Genomic DNA, 18,339 nt, shown 5'->3' on the forward strand with positions numbered 1-18,339 from the left:
TGGGTATATGCCGGCCACCTTACCCATGGACGTCAGCGCCGAGAATCCCGCGGTGGCGCAATGCGGCTTTGCGCACTGCGCAACACTAGTGACCGTGTATGAGCAAATTTTCGCAAAAGTCGATGAATGCGTTTACCCGCCGTGAGCCCCGGTGGTTGGGCATATACAGGGCGTTGATGCTGCTATTGGCTGCGCCAGGACTGGCCTGCCAGTCGGGGAATACCCGTTGCAGGCGCCCTGCCAACACATCCTCGCGTACCAGCCAGTCGGCCAGCAGTGCGATACCACTGCCTGCCAGTGCCGTTTCACGCAACATGTCGGCATTGGCGCTGCGCAGTGGCCCACTTACGTCCAGTTCCAGGCTGTCCTGGCCACAGGTCAGGCGCCAGGGGCGCGCCTTCTGCCCATAGCGAAAGCGCAGGCAGGCATGGTCAAGCAACTCCCGGGGATGCTGCAGTGGCTCACGCCCGGCCAGGTAAGCCGGGCTGGCCACCAGCCAACGCTGAAAACGGCCGAGCCGGCGGCACACCAATTCGTCATTGGGCGAAGGGTCACCCAGGCGAATCGACAGGTCATAGCGCCCGTCAAGCAAGTCGTCCAGGCGGTCGCTGAGGTCGATGTCCAGTTCCAGCGCCGGGTGTTGCGCCAGGAATGGCCCCAGGTGCGGGGCGATGACCCGCCGGCCGAACTCCACTGGCAGGCTCAGGCGCAGTACACCCACAGGCTCCTCGCCGCGATCGGCGATGCTGGCATCCGCCTCGTCCAGTGCTTCAAAAATGCCCCGTGCCCGCTGGTAGTAACGGGCGCCGGCCTCGGTCAGGCTGACCTGGCGCGTCGAGCGGTTGAGCAAGGTGGCACCCAGCGACGCTTCCAGGGCATCGACCAGACGTGTCACCGACGATGTCGCCAGCCCTAGCCTGCGCGCGGCAGCAGAAAAGCCTTGGGCATCGACAGTGGCCACGAACATTTTCATCGCCAGCAGCTTGTCCATGTTCAGCCCGTCTTCCAAAACTCGGAAAGTTCTTACAAACAGCCGGGCGGGTCAAGCCGCGCGCGTCAAGGCGATTGCGTCCATAGTGGAATCACCCCATTTCCAAGGAGGCTTACCATGACCCTGAACAACCTGCTGACCGCCCTGCCGCCCTGCGATCCCGCCAGCGCCGAACGTGTCGACGAATTGCTCAGCCGCCCGGGCATCCGCGTGGAGCGTATCGTCTCCAGCGGGCAGGCCAGCCCGCCCGGCTTCTGGTACGACCAGGCCGAAGGCGAGTGGATCATGTTGCTCAGTGGTGCTGCCGCCCTGCGTTTCGAGCACGAGCACCACACCCGCCTGCTGGCGCCGGGCGATTGTCTGGACATCCCCCCGCACGACCGCCACCGCGTGGAATGGACCGCGCCCGGCACGGCCACCATCTGGCTCGCGGTGTTTTATAGCAGCAGCACCCCATGGCCGGCCTGAAGGGGCCATGCCGGCCCGTGCACAAGGCGCAGTTGTCCCTTCGCCGTGCAAGGTTGGGCTTACGACCAAAGCATGAATACAAATCGAAGAGGCGTCATAAACGCCCCGTTCAATGCGTTTTTCAGCACCTTATCTATACTTTTAGCCACATCTTCGTAAGTTCAGCCCTGCGACAATCAGCCTCGCTCAATTATGTACCAACTTGTTAATTAGCAAGCTAAGGGCTTAAACTGCGCGCATTCCACCTGCTGAGATCCCTGGCATGAAAGAAACACCGCGCGCCTCTGGCGCCACACACTTCATCCTCGTCGGCCTGGGCGTGATCATCGCCCTCCTCGGCCTCCTCCTCGCTGCTGGCGGCGTCAAGCTCGCCGGTCTGGGCGGTTCCTGGTACTTCCTGATCGGCGGCTTGGCCATGGCCATCGCCGGTGTCCTCATTGCTCGCCGCAAGAAGGCGGGCGCCTGGCTGTATGCCGCGTTCCTGGTCGGTACTGCCGTCTGGGCACTGATCGATGCCGGCCTGGTGTTCTGGCCGCTGTTCTCGCGCCTGTTCATGTTCGGCGCAATCGGCATGGTCGTGGCGCTGGTTTACCCGCTGCTGGCGCGTGCCAACGGCGCCAGCGCCGGGCGCGGTGCGTACGGCGTAGCCGGGGTAATGGCCGTGGTATTGGTGATCGCGGTCGGCAACATGTTCGTTGCCCACCCAAGCGTCGCCCCCACCGGCAAAGGCCCGGGCATGACCCCGGTCGAAGCCGGCAAAGAACAGAAAGACTGGGCCCACTACGGCAACACCGAAGGTGGCAGCCGCTTCGCCGCGCTTGACCAGATCAACCGGGACAACGTCAACAAGCTGAAAGTGGCCTGGACCTACCACACTGGCGACGTGGCGGTCAGCGACGGCAACGGTGCCGAAGACCAGCTGACCCCGCTGCAGATTGGCAACAAGGTGTTCATCTGCACCCCGCACAACAACCTGATCGCACTCGATGCCGACACCGGCAAAGAACTGTGGAAGAACGAAATCAACGCCCAGTCCAAGGTCTGGCAGCGCTGCCGTGGCATGGCGTACTTCGACGCCACCGCCGCCATCGCCCAACCGACCCAGCCGAACAGCTCGCCGGTCACCGGCGTTAGCGTAGCGGCCGGTGCCAACTGCCAGCGTCGCCTGCTGACCAACACCATCGACGGCCGCCTGATTGCCGTCGACGCTGACAACGGCGAGTTCTGCCAGGGCTTCGGCAACAATGGCCAGGTTGACCTCAAGGCCGGCCTGGGTGATGTACCGGACTCTTACTACCAGCTGTCCTCGGCACCGCTGATGGCCGGCACTACCGTAGTGGTCGGCGGCCGTGTTGCCGACAACGTCCAGACCGACATGCCAGGCGGTGTGATCCGTGGTTTTGACGTGATCACCGGTGAAATGCGCTGGGCCTTCGACCCGGGCAACCCGGAAGATCGCCAGGCACCACAGGCCGACAGCACCTACGTGCGCAGCACCCCGAACAGCTGGGCGCCGATGTCCTACGACCCGGCGATGAACACCGTGTTCCTGCCCATGGGTTCGTCGTCCACCGACATCTACGGCGTAGAGCGCAGCAAACTGGACCACACTTACGGCGCTTCGGTGCTGGCCCTGGACGCCACCACCGGCAACCAGAAATGGGTGTTCCAGACCGTGCACAACGACCTGTGGGACTTCGACCTGCCGATGCAGCCGAGCCTGATCGACTTCACCAAGGACGACGGCCAGTCGGTACCTGCGGTGGTGATCGGCACCAAGGCCGGGCAGATCTACGTGCTCGACCGTGCCACCGGCAAGCCGCTGACTCAGGTCGACGAAGTACCGGTCAAGCCAAGCAACATCCCGAACGAGCCGTACTCCCCTACCCAGCCCAAGTCGGTGGGCATGCCGCAGATCGGCGCGCAGACCCTGACCGAATCGGACATGTGGGGCGCCACCCCGTATGACCAACTGCTGTGCCGCATCGACTTCAAGAAGATGCGCTACGACGGCCTGTACACCGCGCCGGGTACCGACCTGTCGCTGAGCTTCCCGGGTTCGCTGGGTGGCATGAACTGGGGCAGCATTTCTACCGACCCGGTACATGGCTTCATCTTCGTCAACGACATGCGTCTGGGCCTGTGGATCCAGATGATCCCGTCGCAGAACAAAGGTGGCGCGGCTTCCGGTGGCGAAGCACTGAACACTGGCATGGGCGCGGTACCGCTCAAGGGCACCCCGTATGCCGTGAACAAGAACCGCTTCCTGTCGGTCGCCGGCATTCCATGCCAGGCACCGCCGTTCGGCACCCTGACCGCCATCGACATGAAGACCCGCCAGGTGGCCTGGCAGGTGCCGGTCGGCACCGTTGAAGACACCGGCCCGCTCGGCATCCGCATGCACCTGCCGATCAAGATCGGCCTGCCAACCCTTGGCGGCACCCTGTCGACCCAAGGCGGCCTGGTGTTCATCGCCGGTACCCAGGACTTCTACCTGCGTGCCTACGACAGCAGCAACGGTAACGAAATCTGGAAGGCTCGCCTGCCCGTGGGCAGCCAGGGCGGCCCGATGACCTACGTCTCGCCGAAGACCGGCAAGCAGTACGTGGTGATCACCGCTGGCGGCGCCCGCCAGTCGACTGACCGCGGCGACTATGTGATTTCTTACGCTCTGCCGTAAGACCGCGTCGCCTGCTTCGCGGGCAAGCCCGCTCCTACAAGGCCCCTGTAGGAGCGGGCTTGCCCGCGAATGCCCCTCAAAGACAACCCGAGATTCTGTAATGCCATCCGCAACTCGCATCACCCCCACCCTGCTGCTGGCCCTGGCCAGCACCACTGCCCTTGCCAGCGACGACCTCATGACCCGCAGCACCCTGACCGGTGACTGGGGCGGCCTGCGCCATCAACTCGAAGAAGACGGCGTCAAGATCACCGGCGACTACAGCGGTGAAACCGCCTACAACGCCCACGGTGGCCTGCACCGTTCGGCGCGCTATTCGCAGAACGTCAAGCTGGGTGTGCAGTTCGACCTGTCGAAACTGTACGGTCTGGACAACGGCGGCAAGGTCCAGCTGACCATCAACGACCGCCGCGGTAACAGCGCCTCGGAAGACCTGGTCGGCAACCGCCTGCCAATCCAGGAAAACTACGGTGGCCTGTACACCCGCCTGACCGAGCTGAGCTACGAGCGCACGCTGTTCACCCCGGCGCTCAACGTAAAACTCGGCTACATGGCCATGGGCAACGACCTCGGCGGCCTGGACAGCGGCATCCTGTGCAACTTCATGAACGCCGGCTTCTGCGGCCACCCGCTGAACATGTCCGGCGGCAGTGGCTGGACCAATTACCCCAACGCTCACCTCGGCGTGCGCGTGAAGTACGACCTGTCACCTGCCTGGCAGTTGCGCGTGGCGGCGTTCAACGTCGACCCCGAAAGCAACGGCAACTCCAGCCGCGCTTGGCACCTGGGGCCCAAGCACACCACCGGCACCGTGGTACCGGTAGAACTGGTATACAAGCTGCAGGGTGAACTGCCAGGCGAGTACAAGCTTGGTTACTACTACGACAGCTCTGATGTGAAACGCATCGGCAGCGATGATGAAGTGTCCGGCCGGGGTGGCCATTACCTGCTGGTCGACCAGGCGGTGTGGAACGACCAGGCCTCCCCAGGCCGAAGCCTGCACGCCTTCGGCCAGTACTCGGCGTCGAGCAAGGCCGCTTCGCCGTTCACCAAGTGGTATGGCGCCGGCGTGGTGCTGTACAAGCCGTTCGAAGGCCGCCCGAAGGATACCGTGGCACTGGGTTACGGCCGGGCCGTACCCAACCCGCGTAGCCGCGATGTGCTGGAAGATGCCGCGTTCAACGCGGGCCAGCAGTTCCCGGATATCGACAGCGCCGAACAGTTGATCGAACTGAGCTACGGCTACCAGGCCACGCCATGGCTGAACCTGCGCCCGGATGTGCAATACATCATCGAGCCAGGGGCGTTTTCGGGCAAAGACATCGACAATGCACTCGTGGTCGGCCTGCAGGTCAAGGCGACCTTCTGAACCGCCGGGGCCGCACTGCGGCCCCATCCGCCGGCGCAACCCTCAAGCCTGTTTGAGGTAGTCCACTAGTCTCAGCAGCATGGCATCACAGCCGCGCAACTGCTCGACACTGACAAACTCATCCGGCTTATGGCCCTGGTCCATGCTGCCAGGGCCGCACACCACGGTGGGGATGCCCGCCTGGTCGAACAAGCCACCTTCGGTACCAAACGCTACCGTGCCGAACGTATCCGAGCCGCTGAGTAGCGCCACCAAGCGCGCAGCCTCGCTGTCTTCCGGTGTCGCCAGCCCCGGATAGGCACTCAGCGGCGCCAGGCGAATGGCGCTGGCGGTATTGACCTTGCGCATACGCGGCAGCAACTCGGCTTCAGCATAGGTTTGTAACTGGTCGGCCACCGCCTGCGCCTCGAACCCAGGGAGCGCGCGCACTTCGAAATCGAACTCGCACTCGGCCGGCACGATGTTCAGCGCCCTGCCCCCTTTGATCACCCCGGTCTGCACCGTGGAGAACGGCGGATCGAAGCGCTCGTCGTGATGAGCCGGCAGTGCCAGGGCCTCGCCGATTTCACCCAACTTGCCAATCAGTTTCGCCGCATACTCGATGGCGTTCACCCCATACGGCGCGTACGCCGAATGGCACGCTGCGCCCTGTACCTGGCAACGCATTGCCAGCTTGCCCTTGTGCCCCAGCACCGGTTTGAGTTCGGTGGGTTCACCGATCAGACACAGCCGTGGTTTACACGGGCGCTGTTGGAGGGCAGCCAGCATCGAGCGCACGCCCAGGCAACCGACTTCTTCGTCATAGGAAAATGCCAGGTGTACCGGCATGCGCAGCGGCTGCGCGAGAAACGCGGGCACAGCAGCCAGCACCGAGGCGATAAAGCCTTTCATGTCGGCCGTGCCGCGGCCATACAGACGGCCGTCACGCTCACTCAGGGCAAACGGCTCGACCGTCCAGGCCTGGCCATCCACCGGCACCACATCGGTATGCCCAGACAGCACCACACCACCCACATCCCTGGGGCCGACAGTGGCGAACAGGTTGGCCTTGGTGCCCTCCGGGTTATGGAACAGCTCGCACGCCACCCCCAGCTCGGCCAGGTAATCACGGATAAAACCGATCAGCGCCAGGTTGGAGTCGCGGCTCACCGTGGCAAAGCCGATCAGCCGGGCCAGCAGTGCGCGACTGGCAAATTCACTCATCGCCCGGCACCCCATAGCTTGGCGCGGCGGTCGGGTTGAGGGCGCGGGTGACGTAATCCTGCATCTGCGGGCGATAGGCTTGCCACAGGCCATCGAGCACGCCGATCGGGTCGCTGTCGGCCCAGTCGACGCGCAGGTCCACCAGCGGCCAGGTCAGCTCGCCAGCAATCTTCAGCGCCGCCGAGTGCACGGGCCCGGCTTCGCCACCCGCTGCCATCGCCGCGTGCATGGCTGCCAGCAGGCGGTCGGCCAAGTGGCCGCCGGCCTGCTCGAAGGCCAGCACCATGGCTTCGATCACCTGGGTCGAGGACAGCAGGTTGCCGGCCGCCGCGCATTGTTCGCCGGCCACTGCATGGTGTGTGCCCAAGGCTTCCCGCCCGGTGAACAGGGCCACCTGGCCTTGGCTGTCGATCACCGTGACCTGGCGGTACTCACTCCAGCCATTGGCACTGAGCACCCTGTCCAGCGCAGCGGCGGGCGGCAACTGGCCATGCTCCAGGGCATCGAGAATCTGCGGGCCCAGCGCCGGCAGGGTGATGTTCTGGGTCGAGACCGCGCCCACACCGGCACGCACCCAGGGGCAACGTGCACCCACGGCGATGCTCGACGAGCTGATGGCAATACCGACCTGGCCGGTTTCCTGGCAACGACCAATGATGGAGAACGTCATGTCATGGTTCCTGTTGTGCTGTGCGATACACGGCATTCTGAGTGGAACCTTCGAGCGGGCGAAACGACCTTTTTCCGAGGGGGTAGGCAGGAAAAAACTATGCTCTAGGGCCCGCTCTCTGCACCCGCTCGAAAAACCACGTCACCCACCCGGCCAACCCGCCCCACAGGCCAGAAAACTCAAGGCCTTCGCCGTTTTATCGGCAAGCACCAGCTAAATACTATTTTCGCCATTTCCACGGCATCCCTAGTCTGGCTCCAGGCAACGGCGGTCCTCCAAACCGACCTGACAAAAACCGCCTGAACAAGGGCTCGGACATGACACTGAACAACCTCGAAATCGACACCCTCGTCGTCGGCGCCGGCCAGGCCGGCGTGGCCATGAGCGAACACCTGAGCAAGCTTGGCGTGCCGCACCTGGTACTGGAGCGCAACCGCATCGCGCAGGCCTGGCGTACCGGCCGCTGGGACTCGCTGGTCGCCAACGGCCCGGCCTGGCACGACCGCTTCCCGGGGCTGGAATTCAACCTCGACGCCGATGCATTCGCCGGCAAGGACCAGGTGGCCGACTACTTCGAGCAGTACGTACGCAAGTACAACCTGCCCGTGCGCACCGGCATTGAAGTGAAGCGCGTGGTGCGGAACAGCGACCGCCCAGGCTTTACCATCGACACCAATGAAGGCGTGATTCGCGCCAACCGCGTAGTCGCTGCCACCGGCCCATTCCAGAAGCCGGTGATCCCAGCCATCGCGCCGAAAGACAGCAACCTGCACCAGATTCATTCCGCCGCTTATTTCAACCCAGAGCAGTTGCCTGAAGGCGCGGTACTGGTGGTCGGTGCCGGTTCTTCCGGTGTGCAGATTGCCGAGGAATTGATGCGCGCCGGGCGCCAGGTGTACCTGTCGGTCGGCGCCCACGACCGCCCGCCGCGTGCCTACCGCAACCGTGACTTCTGCTGGTGGCTGGGCGTGCTGGGCGAGTGGGACGCGGAAATTGCCAAGCCCGGTCGCGAGCATGTGACCATCGCGGTCAGCGGCGCCCGTGGTGGCCACACCGTGGACTTCCGCGCCCTCGCCCACCAGGGCATGACCCTGGTCGGCCTGACCCAGTCGTTCGAGAACGGCGTCGCGCGCTTCCAGGACAACCTGGTCGAGAACATCAACCGCGGCGACGACAACTACCTGGCCCTGCTGGATGCGGCCGATGCCTACATCGAACGCAACGGCCTGGACCTGCCGGAAGAGCCCGAAGCCCGCCAGCGACTGGCCGACCCGGAGTGCATGCGCAACCCGCTGCAGCAGCTGGACCTGGCCAAGGCCGGCGTCAGCAGCATCATCTGGGCCACCGGTTACGGCGTGGACTTCAGCTGGCTGCAGGTAGACACCTTCGATGCCAACGGCAAGCCCCAGCACCAGCGTGGTGTGGCCCGTGAACCGGGCGTGTACTTCCTCGGCCTGCCGTGGTTGTCGCGCCGTGGTTCATCGTTCATCTGGGGGGTGTGGCACGACGCCAAGCACGTCGCCGGCCACATCGCCACGCAACGTACCTACACCGCCTACCGCGACCGCGAGCAACGCGCAGCGGATGAGCAGCAAACCGCCAAGATCAGCAATGTCAGCACCCTCGGAGCCCACTGATGCCTACCCATACTCGCATCCGCATGTTCAACACCAAGGAAACCTACCCCAACCAGACCCTGGACAACGACTTGTGCCAGGCCGTGCGGGCAGGCAATACCATCTACGTGCGTGGCCAGGTCGGTACCGACTTCGAAGGCAAGCTGGTAGGCCTGGGTGACCCGCGCGCACAAACCGAACAGGCGATGAAGAACGTCAAGCAACTGCTTGAAGAAGCCGGCTCGGACCTGTCGCACATCGTCAAGACCACCACCTACATCACCGACCCGCGCTTCCGCGAGCCGGTGTACAAAGAGGTGGGCAAGTGGCTCAAGGGCGTGTTCCCGATTTCCACCGGGTTGGTGGTGGCCGGGTTGGCCCAGGCCGAGTGGCTGATGGAGATCGACGTGATCGCCGTGGTACCCGATCATGAATAACCACAGGCCTGAATGACGGCGGGTGACTGCCACCTGCCCGTCCAGCCACGCCTGGGTTGCCCGTGCCGCTGCTTGCAAGCGTTGAGGTGCGGGCACGCCAACGGACGACGGCACTTGCACACTGAGACGTCGCCCGCAGTTCGCGCGTGGCTGGCTACCCGGCGCAGCTCCAACGCCATCGGGCGTACCACACCCAGCCCACTCAGTAGGTCGCCCTCCCGCCGCTGAGGTCAAACACAAAGCCAGTGGTAAAGCTGCACTCAGGCCCGGCGATCCAGCTGACCATGTTGGCAATCTCCTCGGCCTTGAGGAAGCGCCCCATGGGGATCTTGGCCTTGCTCGCGGCAATATGCTCGGCCGTCATCTCGGCCATCAGCGGGGTCTCGACCATCGCCGGTGCCACACAGTTGAGCAGCACGCCATCCTGCGCCAGCTCCTTGGCTGCCGCCTTGGTGAAGGCGATGACCCCGGCCTTGGCTGCCGAATAGCCCGAGATGTACTGCACACCCTCCTTGCCGGCCATGGAGGCGATATTGACGATGCGCCCGTAGCCGCGCTCACGCATGTGCGTGATGGCGGTGCGGCAGCAATAGAACACACCGTTCAGGTCGATGGCGATGACCTTGTCCCAGGCCTCTGGCGGGTACTCCCAAGACGCCACCACCGGGCCGTTGATGCCGGCATTGTTGACCAAAATCTGCACCTGCCCCAAACGCGCCAGCGTCTGGGCAAAAGCCGCCTCCACCGAGGCCAGCGACGACACATCCACTGCCTGGCGCAGCACCGGCTCGAAGCCGTTTTCCGTACTGCTCCAGCCATCGACGGCAAGGTCCCAGATCACCACCTGGGCGCCGGCGACATGCAAGCGGCGGGCAATCGCCAGGCCGATGCCACGCATGCCACCGGTGACGATAGCGGTTTGGCCTTGCAGGTACTGGCTCATTGTTCAGCTCCATTTTCGACAGAAGGAATATCCGGCAAGCGACGCAGGTCACATGCCTTTTGGGGCGCTAGCCGAGACGATCCTCCAGGCCATGGAGGATGCCGCCCGGGACGGGTGTTCTGTTCAGTGTTCATCACGATTGCGCGCTTGTTGTTTGAAGGGCACACAACGGAGGGGCTAGGCAAACCCGAACAATCGCCGAGGGGTGTCCCACATCACTGTGCGGCGCAGCCGGGCATCCGGCATCAGGCGCTCGGCCAACTTCAGCAGCGGGCCGTAGTCCACCCGCGCGGGCTGGCGAATGAACGGCCAGTCCGAACCCCACACACAGGCTTGGGCGCCAAAGGCTTCGAGCAGGGCCTGCACGTATGCACTGCTCTGTTCGAACAAGGCATCCGCTGCGGCAAACTTCTGCATGCCTGACAGCTTCACGCAGGCGCGGCCGCTGTCGGCCAGCCGCAGCAACGCCTGGAAGCCGGCTTGCTGCACACCGGCAGCGACATCCGGGCGGCCGCAATGGTCAATCAACAGACGAGCCTGCGAGCCTTGCAGCAGGCCGTGCAGGTCCAGCAACTGGTCGTCACACACCTGCAGCTGGGCGAACATGCCAAGCTCGGCGAGCTTGCCGAACAGCCCGTCAACGCCCTTGAGGCTGGCTACCCCGTAAAGCGCGGGATTGAAGGCGATACCCACCACGCCTTGCGCCTGTAACGCCGCCAGCGCGTCGAGGTTGATGTCCGCCTTGACCACCGCCACCCCCTTGAACCGCCCCTGCCCGCTGGCCAAGGCATGCAGCAGGCAGCGGTTGTCGGTGAGGTAGCCGCTGTTGGGGCCCACCAGCAAGGCATGTTGCACGCCGTAAGCCTCCATCACCCGGGTGAACTGCGCCTGGGTGGCGACCTCCTGGCCGGAGGGCGCATAGGGTGCATCGGGGTGATAGGGGAAACGGGCGGGGTCAAACAAATGGTTATGGCAATCGATCTTCGCTTCGTCAAATATGTTCACGCAGCACTCCCGTCAAGCGCCACTGCGCTTGTCTGCAGATCTTGTTATTGTGCGCCGCAAGGGCAGTTAGGCTGGGGTTAACGATACTGTGTGGCCGGCTTTGACGCTCATACCCAGATGGCGAAAACCATAACCGAAGGTAATACATATGCTGCTTGGCAACGAAGGCGCAGACGCAAGCCCCATGGTGTTCAAGCTGCGGCACATGGAAGTGTTCAGGGCGGTGATGCTGACGGGCTCGATCAGCGCGGCGGCCAAATTGCTGTATGTGTCGCAGCCGGCGGTGAGCAAGCTGATCCAGTACATCGAAGCGCGCCTGGCCTACCCGCTGTTCGAGCGCGTCAACAACCGCCTGGTGCCGACGGCCGAAGCGCAGGTGCTGTTTCGCGAGGTCGAGCGGGTGTACCAGGCAGCGTTGCAGGTCAACGAATGTGCCCTGGCGCTGGGCGCTGGCGGCCAGCGCAAGTTGCGTATCTCGTGCAGTGCATCGTTGTCCACGGTGGTGATCCCGATGGCCCTGGCCCAGCTCAAGCGTGAATCACCGTCACTGAATATCGAGTGGCAAACCTCGTTGATGGGCGAAATGCCCAACCAGATCTTGTCGAAGAAGGTCGACCTGTCGATCGCCGCCCTGCAGGTGGTGCACGACCACCTGCATTCGCAAGCGTTCATGCGTGGACGCATGGTGGTGGTGATGCCGCCAGGTCACCCTTTGGCCGGTCAGCCCGCGCTGACCCTGCAGCAGCTGGAGGGCCATGCGTTGCTGCTGTTCCGGCCCGACATGCCGTTTGGCAAGCTGTTGGCCGAACACATCGGGCGCCGCGGGCTACAGCTGAAATCACTGTTGTCGTTCACCAATGCCAACGAGGCTGTGGCGTTGGTCAAGCAAGGCATGGGCATCAGCGTGATCGACGAGTTCGTTGCACAGGACAGCGGGCTCGCGGTGGTGCCGTTGGCCGATGAGATTCACTTCGATATCAGCTTCGTCTATTCGCGCTTCGAGCCGCCCTCGCATGCAGCGCTGCAGTTGATGCGGGTGTTGCAGGGGCAGGCGCAGAAGCTGGGCCGGGCGCTTGCGCCGGGCTGATCAGCTACGCAACTGCCCCCCTGTGGGAAAGGTTTCAGCCGCGAACACTGCCGAAGCCGGTGCCATGCACCGAGTCGCCAGATTCGCGGGCACGTCCGCTCCCGCTGGGTATACAAGGGTTCGGTTTAAAAGCCGACCGTGGCCGAGAGCAGATAGGTCCGCGGGGTGGACAGGGTCAACCCCGGCTCACTGTCATCCGACGCCCCTGCCGAGCTCCAGTAGCGATCATCGAGCACATTCTCGACACTGGCCCGCAAGGTAACCTCGGTGGCGTCCACCTTGAAGGCGTAACGTGCGCCCAGGTCATAACGCTCCCAGCCGTCGATGCGTTTGCTGTTGTTCTGGTCCAGGTACTGCGAGCTGGAGTGAATGCCGCGCGCTGTGAAGGTCAGCCCGCTCACCCCTGGCACGTCCCATTCAGCCCCCAGATTGACGTTGTATTCGGGCGTGGCCGGCGCACGGTTGCCATCGTAGGCACCGCCGACGGTGTCGGTCAGCTCGCTGTCGATATACATCACCCCACCCAACACCCGCACGCCCTGCACCGGCTCACCGAACACACTCAGCTCGATGCCGCGGTTGTCACGCTTGCCATTGGGGCCGAACACCCGCGAGGCGGGGTTGGTCTCGTAGGCCGGCTGGCGAATGCGGAAGGCGCTGGCAGTAAAGGCCACCTGGCCGAGGTCGTACTTGGCCCCCACCTCGATCTGGCGGCTGGTGAACGGCGGGAAGATCTGGTCTTCGTTGATCGAGGTCGAGGGGGCGATCTTGCCTTGGCTCAGGCCCTCCATGTAGTTGGCATACAACGAGAGCTGGTCGGTGACCTTGAGCAATACGCCCCCAGAAGGCGAGACTTTTTCTTCGTCATAGCCCGTATCGCCTTTGACGCCGTCGCTCCAGTCATCCACCTGCACCCGTTGCCAGCGCGCACCCAGGGTCAACAGCAGGCGGTCGTCAAAAAAGCCAAGGGTATCGGCCAGGGCCACGCCGGAGAAGCGGTTTTCCGTGTAGACCTCGGGGTCGAGGCGGGTTGGCGTACCGGGTGTCGGTGCGGCCACCGGGTTGTAGAGGTTGCTCGGCGCCGAGGCATAGCGCGCCCCGCCGTTGGTGAAGTCCATGTAGTAATAGGTGGCGGCCAGGTTCAGCTCGTGGCTCACCGGCCCGGTATGGAGCCAGTGACGCAAACCGGCCATGGCGGTGCGCACCGACTCGTCCCGGGTAAAGTCACGCGGCTGCACGGTGAAGTCGCCGGCATCGTTGGTGATCGACACGTTATGGCGCAGGAAGTCGTGGTTGCTCTTGCGCGCACCGACCGCACCATAGGCCAGCAGCGATTCGCTGATATCGTACTCGGCGTTCAGCGCACCGAAGGTGTCGTTGGTACGCGCCTTGCTCCAGGCCTGGGCGTAGTTGTGGCGTACGTCATTGGCATTGGGCACCTTGGCATTGGCACCAACCAGCACACGCTCCTGCGGGGCGTCGGTATCGCGCTCGGTGTGGCCAAGGTCTGCCGAGAGACGCAGGCGCTCGCCTCGAAAATCCAGGCCCAGCACCGCCATTTCGCGGTCGACGCGCTGGTGGTCCCATTCGGTATCACCGGCCTGCTTCACGCCATTGAAGCGCACGCCGAACTGCTGGCCTTCACCAAAGCGACGGCCGATGTCCACTGCGCCGCCAGCCTGGCCGGCCGAGGCGTAGCTGCCGGTGAATTCGGTGATCGGCTTGTCAGCGGCTCGCTTGGGCTGCACGTTGATACCGCCGCCCACGCTGCCACGCGGCGAAATGCCGTTGATCAACTGGCTGGGGCCTTTGATGATGTCGACCCGGTCGGCCATTTCCATGTCGATCGAATAGGTCGGCAAGATGCCATAGAGACCGTTGTAGGCCACATCACTGTTGAACAGGCTGAAGCCGCGAATGGTGAACTGCTCGAAACGCCCGCCCGCCGGGTTGGTAGCACGCACTGAAGGGTCACTGGCAATCAGCTCGCCCAAGGTGCGCGCCTGTTGGTTCTTGACCAGGTCGCTGGTGTAGCTGGTGATGCTGAACGGGGTTTCCATGAAGTCGCGCGAACCGAGCAAACCTTGTGCCCCTTGGCGTGCCACTTGGCCACCGGCATACGGCTGCGTTTCGTTGCCTGCGGCCAGGCCGCCGACGATGCGGGTGGGGGCGATTTCCAGCGCGCCACTGGCCTGGGGGGCCGGCATCAGGGTGAAGGCCCCCTCACCCACTGGTAGCGCCTGCAGGCCGCTACTGCGCAGCAACTGGTTGAAGCCTTCATCGACACTGTAACGACCGGACAAGCCGTTACTTTGCCGGCCCTCTACCAATGCCGGGTCCAGCGAAAGGCTGACACCGGCCTGGTCGGCGAAATGGGTCAAAGCGGCACCCAGGCTGGCTGGCGCCACCTGGAACGTACGCCGGGCCGGCTCATCGGCCCAGGCAGGTGCACACAACAGCAGGCTCATCGCGAACAATGGATGTGCTGCGCGCGCCAGTGGGCGCAGGCGGCAAGTTTTTACTGCAGGCATTGAACAAGGCTCCCCTTTTATTTTCTCCTACCGGTAATGACCGGCGAGTGAAAAAAAGGGGACAGCCTCATGCTCGATGTTCTCGTGCGGTCAGGCTCACCCAATAACGCGTGCGGGTCTGCACTTGCAACGGCAGGCTGGCGGCGAGCAGGGCCAACACCCGGTCGGTGTCGTCAAGGCGGAACGTGCCGGTAACACGCAAGCGCTCCAGTTCTGGTGCCCAGCGCAGTACGCCGGGGCGATACCTGCGCAGTTCGTGCAGCAACTCGCCCAGCGGGCGGTCGTCCAGCCGTAGCGCACCTTCGCGCCAGCCCAGTTGCCATGCGTCGAACGCTTTGACAGGGCCAACGCCGGCCGCCTGCAAACTGGCCTGTTGGCCGGCCTGTAGCATCACGGCTGGACCCCGCAACGGCTGCAGGCTGACCGCCCCCTTGATCGCCGACACCCGGCAGGCCTCATCAAGCAGGCGCAGGCACGCCTCGCCCTCACTGAGCACCACCCGGCCGTAAGGCACCTGCAAGGTGAGGCTCAGGTTAGCGGGCACGCTGACGGCCACTTCACCGCGCAGCAGTGCCACGCGGCCTGCACCCAGCTCGATATCGACCGCACTGTCGGTGTTCAACTGCAACAAGGTGCCGTCGCTCAGCAGTGCCTGCCTGCGCTCTCCTACCGCGGTGCGCATGTCGGCGGTCCAGGCATCCAGCGGCAGCTCACGGCTCACCAGCCAGGCCACCGGCAACAACGCCGTCACACCCAGGGCTTGTTTGAGCAGTGCCCGACGACCGGCATCCGGACGATCCAGGGCGACCATCGCCAATGCGCCGGGCAACCCGGCAAACCGCGCTCGCAGCAGCGATGCCTTTTGCCAGGCGTCTTCGTGCAGGTGACTGCTGGCGCGCCATTGCGCCAGACGCTGCAGGTCAGATTCGCTTGCGTCGCCAGAATCCAGTAATGCTAGCCAACGGGCTGCAGCACGCAGCGCCTCGCGGGTTTCTGGGGGGTGGGGGCTCATTGCAACTCGGCCAACAGGCAATGTTCGTAAGCCTGCGCCATGTAGCGTTTCACCGAGCGCTGGCAGACGCCCAGGCGCTGGCCAATCTCGGCGTAGCCCAAGCCTTCCAGCTGGCTCCAGAGAAAGGCCTTGCGTATCGGCGGCTTGAGGCCGTCGAGCAATTCATCCAGTGCTTGCAGGGTTTCGAGCAGTACCCAGCGCTGTTCTGGCGACGGCACGTGTTGCTCGGGCAACTGCGCCAAGGCATCAAGGTAGGCCCGCTCCAGGCTACGGCGCTGGTGGAAGTTGCTGAGCAAACGCTTGCCCACGGTCAGCAGGTAGGCACGCGGTACGCGTATGTCTGCCAGCGGCTGGGCGCTGGCCAGAATGCGCAGAAAAGTATCCTGACTGAGGTCGGCGGCATCCCAGGCATTGCCCATACGCCGGCGCAGCCAGGTTTCAAGCCAGCCGCGATGCTCCCGGTACAGGGCAGGCAGGCCAGGCTCCGGTGGCGGCGCGGCGTCGATCATGAGGAGGGTCCTGCGGCGGAGTAAATAAGATTAATTCTAATTTACATCACGCCACAGAACCAAGCGGTTTGTTACCGGTCAGGCAATTGCTTCATCGACCAGCACTTGTGCTTCCTGCACCAGACGCTGCAAATGCGCCTCGTCGATGAAGCTTTCAGCGTAGATCTTGTAGATGTCTTCAGTACCCGACGGGCGCGCGGCGAACCAGCCATTGGCCGTCATCACCTTAAGCCCGCCAATCGCCTGGCCATTGCCTGGGGCGTGGCTGAGGATCTGCACGATCGGCTCACCGGCCAGTTCGGTCGACTTCACCTGCTCCGGCGCCAGCTTGCTCAGCAACGCCTTCTGCCGCGCATCGGCCTTGGCCTCGACACGGGTGGCGAACGGCTTGCCCAGCGCCTCGGTCAGGTCGGCATAAGCCTGGCTCGGGTTACGCCCGGTACGGGCGGTCATTTCGGCGGCCAGCAAGGCCGGGATCAACCCGTCCTTGTCGGTGGCCCACACCGAGCCATCGCGGCGCAGGAACGAAGCCCCTGCACTTTCTTCGCCACCAAAACCGAGCGAACCGTCGAACAGGCCCTGGGCGAAGAACTTGAAGCCCACCGGCACCTCATACAGATCGCGGCCCAGGCGTTGGGTAACGCGGTCGATCAGGCCGCTGGAGACCACGGTCTTGCCCACGGCGGCGTCGGTGCGCCACTGCGGGCGGTGGCGGAACAGGTAGTCGATGGCCACGGCGAGGTAGTTGTTGGGTTGCAGCAGGCCGTCAGGGGTGACGATGCCGTGGCGGTCGTGGTCCGGGTCGCAGGCGAAGGCCACGTCAAAGCGCTCACGCAAGCCTATCAGGCCCTGCATGGCATACGGCGAGGAAGGGTCCATGCGGATCTGGCCGTCCCAGTCGACGGTCATGAAGCGGAAGGTCGGGTCGACCTCGGTGTTCACCACTTCCAGGTCCAGCTGGTAGTGCTTGGCAATGGCCGACCAGTAGCGTACCCCTGCCCCGCCCAGCGGGTCGACGCCCAGGCGCAACCCGGCGCCACGGATGACATCGAAATCGATGACGTTTTCCAGGTCGGCCACATAGTTGCTGACGTAATCGTGGCGGTGGGTGGTCGGCGCCTGCAGCGCCTGGGCATGGTCCATGCGCTTGACGCCCGCCAGGTTAGCCGCCAGCAGCTCGTTGGCCTTGCCCTCGATCCACTTGGTCACGTCGCTGTCGGCCGGGCCACCGTTGGGCGGGTTGTACTTGAAGCCACCGCTTTGCGGCGGGTTGTGCGACGGGGTGATGACAATACCGTCAGCCAGGCCCTGCGTGCGGCCACGGTTGTGGCAGAGGATGGCGTGGGAAACCGCCGGCGTCGGCGTGTATTCGTCATCCTTGGACAGCATCACCTGCACGCCGTTGGCGGCCAGCACTTCCAGGGCGCTGGCGGTCGCCGGCGCTGACAGGGCGTGGGTATCGGCGCCGATGAACAGCGGGCCATCGATGCCTTTTTCCTGGCGGTACAGGCAAATCGCCTGGCTAATGGCCAGGACGTGATACTCGTTGAAACTCAATTCAAGCGAACTGCCCCGGTGCCCCGAGGTGCCGAAGGCCACGCGCTGGGCCGCCACGGCAGCGTCTGGGCGGCCCGTGTAATAGGCGGTAAGCAGCCGGGGAATATCGACCAGCACGCTGGCCGGAGCCGGCTTGCCTGCCAAAGGACTGAGCGTCATGCAAAAACCTCGAGTTCAACGGATGTTGGTGTTGGAACGTGCAGTGTACTGAGAGTTGCAATGCCGTGCGATGGGGGACTCAAAGAAACCCCAGGCCCTGCA

The 18,339-nt window shown here is 64.0% G+C and carries 15 protein-coding genes; 6 read left to right on the forward strand and 9 right to left on the reverse strand.

Annotated features, from left to right (window positions below):
* Positions 1 to 85 precede the first annotated feature (85 nt).
* Positions 86 to 991, reverse strand: coding sequence for a LysR family transcriptional regulator (locus tag REH59_RS17325; protein WP_054889313.1), 906 nt, complete (start codon positions 989 to 991; stop codon positions 86 to 88).
* Between the two features lie 117 nt (positions 992 to 1,108).
* On the opposite strand from REH59_RS17325, the gene REH59_RS17330 reads away from it, so the two are divergent.
* From REH59_RS17330 to REH59_RS17340, 3 genes are all read left to right on the forward strand, one after another.
* Positions 1,109 to 1,459, forward strand: a complete 351-nt coding sequence (locus REH59_RS17330; RefSeq protein WP_003247774.1) for a cupin domain-containing protein — start codon at positions 1,109 to 1,111, stop codon at positions 1,457 to 1,459.
* A 262-nt stretch (positions 1,460 to 1,721) separates the two neighbouring features.
* A complete protein-coding gene (locus tag REH59_RS17335) occupies positions 1,722 to 4,139 on the forward strand; it encodes a glucose/quinate/shikimate family membrane-bound PQQ-dependent dehydrogenase (protein ID WP_014860270.1) in 2,418 nt (805 codons plus the stop codon).
* 100 nt (positions 4,140 to 4,239) lie between these two features.
* On the forward strand, positions 4,240 to 5,508 hold the full coding sequence (locus REH59_RS17340) for a carbohydrate porin (protein WP_003247771.1): 1,269 nt from the start codon (positions 4,240 to 4,242) through the stop codon (positions 5,506 to 5,508).
* A 42-nt stretch (positions 5,509 to 5,550) separates the two neighbouring features.
* Here REH59_RS17340 and argE read toward each other — a convergent pair whose 3' ends face one another.
* Together argE and REH59_RS17350 are read right to left on the reverse strand one after the other, a co-directional pair.
* Positions 5,551 to 6,711 (reverse strand): acetylornithine deacetylase, encoded by a 1,161-nt coding sequence (gene argE, locus REH59_RS17345; RefSeq protein ID WP_012052093.1) that lies wholly within the window; start codon positions 6,709 to 6,711, stop codon positions 5,551 to 5,553.
* The gene (locus REH59_RS17350; RefSeq protein ID WP_014860269.1) at positions 6,704 to 7,381 is read right to left on the reverse strand and encodes a DUF1028 domain-containing protein; all 678 of its coding nucleotides are present in this window, start codon (positions 7,379 to 7,381) and stop codon (positions 6,704 to 6,706) included. The genes argE and REH59_RS17350 overlap by 8 nt, the downstream gene beginning before the upstream one ends.
* Before the next feature lie 317 nt (positions 7,382 to 7,698).
* On the opposite strand from REH59_RS17350, the gene REH59_RS17355 reads away from it, so the two are divergent.
* Positions 7,699 to 9,018, forward strand: coding sequence for a flavin-containing monooxygenase (locus REH59_RS17355; protein ID WP_003247765.1), 1,320 nt, complete (start codon positions 7,699 to 7,701; stop codon positions 9,016 to 9,018).
* Positions 9,018 to 9,434, forward strand: a complete 417-nt coding sequence (locus REH59_RS17360; RefSeq protein ID WP_014860268.1) for a RidA family protein — start codon at positions 9,018 to 9,020, stop codon at positions 9,432 to 9,434. Before REH59_RS17355 ends, REH59_RS17360 begins: the two co-directional genes overlap by 1 nt.
* Positions 9,435 to 9,636: 202 nt before the next feature.
* On the opposite strand, the gene REH59_RS17365 is transcribed toward REH59_RS17360, so the two are convergent.
* Positions 9,637 to 10,377 carry an SDR family NAD(P)-dependent oxidoreductase gene (locus tag REH59_RS17365; protein WP_014860267.1) on the reverse strand — a complete coding sequence of 247 codons (741 nt, stop codon included), beginning with the start codon at positions 10,375 to 10,377 and terminating at the stop codon, positions 9,637 to 9,639.
* A gap of 177 nt (positions 10,378 to 10,554) precedes the next feature.
* Positions 10,555 to 11,382 carry an amidohydrolase family protein gene (locus REH59_RS17370; RefSeq protein ID WP_014860266.1) on the reverse strand — a complete coding sequence of 276 codons (828 nt, stop codon included), beginning with the start codon at positions 11,380 to 11,382 and terminating at the stop codon, positions 10,555 to 10,557.
* Between the two features lie 148 nt (positions 11,383 to 11,530).
* On the opposite strand from REH59_RS17370, the gene REH59_RS17375 reads away from it, so the two are divergent.
* Positions 11,531 to 12,469, forward strand: coding sequence for a LysR family transcriptional regulator (locus tag REH59_RS17375; protein WP_014860265.1), 939 nt, complete (start codon positions 11,531 to 11,533; stop codon positions 12,467 to 12,469).
* Positions 12,470 to 12,594: 125 nt separating this feature from the next.
* Here REH59_RS17375 and REH59_RS17380 read toward each other — a convergent pair whose 3' ends face one another.
* The 4 genes from REH59_RS17380 to pgm form a co-directional block, all read right to left on the reverse strand.
* Positions 12,595 to 15,000 (reverse strand): TonB-dependent receptor, encoded by a 2,406-nt coding sequence (locus REH59_RS17380; RefSeq protein WP_014860264.1) that lies wholly within the window; start codon positions 14,998 to 15,000, stop codon positions 12,595 to 12,597.
* Positions 15,001 to 15,067: 67 nt separating this feature from the next.
* Positions 15,068 to 16,012 carry a FecR domain-containing protein gene (locus REH59_RS17385; RefSeq protein WP_320450333.1) on the reverse strand — a complete coding sequence of 315 codons (945 nt, stop codon included), beginning with the start codon at positions 16,010 to 16,012 and terminating at the stop codon, positions 15,068 to 15,070.
* Positions 16,009 to 16,521, reverse strand: a complete 513-nt coding sequence (locus REH59_RS17390; protein ID WP_320450334.1) for a sigma-70 family RNA polymerase sigma factor — start codon at positions 16,519 to 16,521, stop codon at positions 16,009 to 16,011. The genes REH59_RS17385 and REH59_RS17390 overlap by 4 nt, the downstream gene beginning before the upstream one ends.
* A 78-nt stretch (positions 16,522 to 16,599) precedes the next feature.
* A complete protein-coding gene (pgm, locus tag REH59_RS17395) occupies positions 16,600 to 18,237 on the reverse strand; it encodes a phosphoglucomutase (alpha-D-glucose-1,6-bisphosphate-dependent) (protein ID WP_012052086.1) in 1,638 nt (545 codons plus the stop codon).
* Between the last annotated feature and the right edge of the window lie 102 nt (positions 18,238 to 18,339).

Source organism: Pseudomonas sp. BO3-4, from assembly GCF_034044115.1.
GTDB classification, from domain to species: Bacteria; Pseudomonadota; Gammaproteobacteria; order Pseudomonadales; family Pseudomonadaceae; genus Aquipseudomonas; species Aquipseudomonas alloputida.

What these genes read in the sequence shown, in the direction of transcription:
- REH59_RS17325 (WP_054889313.1), bottom strand. Translation starts at nt 991, where the DNA reads ATGGACAAGCTGCTGGCGATGAAAATGTTCGTGGCCACTGTCGATGCC.
- REH59_RS17330 (WP_003247774.1), top strand. Translation starts at nt 1,109, where the DNA reads ATGACCCTGAACAACCTGCTGACCGCCCTGCCGCCCTGCGATCCCGCC.
- REH59_RS17335 (WP_014860270.1), top strand. Translation starts at nt 1,722, where the DNA reads ATGAAAGAAACACCGCGCGCCTCTGGCGCCACACACTTCATCCTCGTC.
- REH59_RS17340 (WP_003247771.1), top strand. Translation starts at nt 4,240, where the DNA reads ATGCCATCCGCAACTCGCATCACCCCCACCCTGCTGCTGGCCCTGGCC.
- argE (WP_012052093.1), bottom strand. Translation starts at nt 6,711, where the DNA reads ATGAGTGAATTTGCCAGTCGCGCACTGCTGGCCCGGCTGATCGGCTTT.
- REH59_RS17350 (WP_014860269.1), bottom strand. Translation starts at nt 7,381, where the DNA reads ATGACGTTCTCCATCATTGGTCGTTGCCAGGAAACCGGCCAGGTCGGT.
- REH59_RS17355 (WP_003247765.1), top strand. Translation starts at nt 7,699, where the DNA reads ATGACACTGAACAACCTCGAAATCGACACCCTCGTCGTCGGCGCCGGC.
- REH59_RS17360 (WP_014860268.1), top strand. Translation starts at nt 9,018, where the DNA reads ATGCCTACCCATACTCGCATCCGCATGTTCAACACCAAGGAAACCTAC.
- REH59_RS17365 (WP_014860267.1), bottom strand. Translation starts at nt 10,377, where the DNA reads ATGAGCCAGTACCTGCAAGGCCAAACCGCTATCGTCACCGGTGGCATG.
- REH59_RS17375 (WP_014860265.1), top strand. Translation starts at nt 11,531, where the DNA reads ATGCTGCTTGGCAACGAAGGCGCAGACGCAAGCCCCATGGTGTTCAAG.
- REH59_RS17380 (WP_014860264.1), bottom strand. Translation starts at nt 15,000, where the DNA reads ATGCCTGCAGTAAAAACTTGCCGCCTGCGCCCACTGGCGCGCGCAGCA.
- REH59_RS17385 (WP_320450333.1), bottom strand. Translation starts at nt 16,012, where the DNA reads ATGAGCCCCCACCCCCCAGAAACCCGCGAGGCGCTGCGTGCTGCAGCC.
- REH59_RS17390 (WP_320450334.1), bottom strand. Translation starts at nt 16,521, where the DNA reads ATGATCGACGCCGCGCCGCCACCGGAGCCTGGCCTGCCTGCCCTGTAC.
- pgm (WP_012052086.1), bottom strand. Translation starts at nt 18,237, where the DNA reads ATGACGCTCAGTCCTTTGGCAGGCAAGCCGGCTCCGGCCAGCGTGCTG.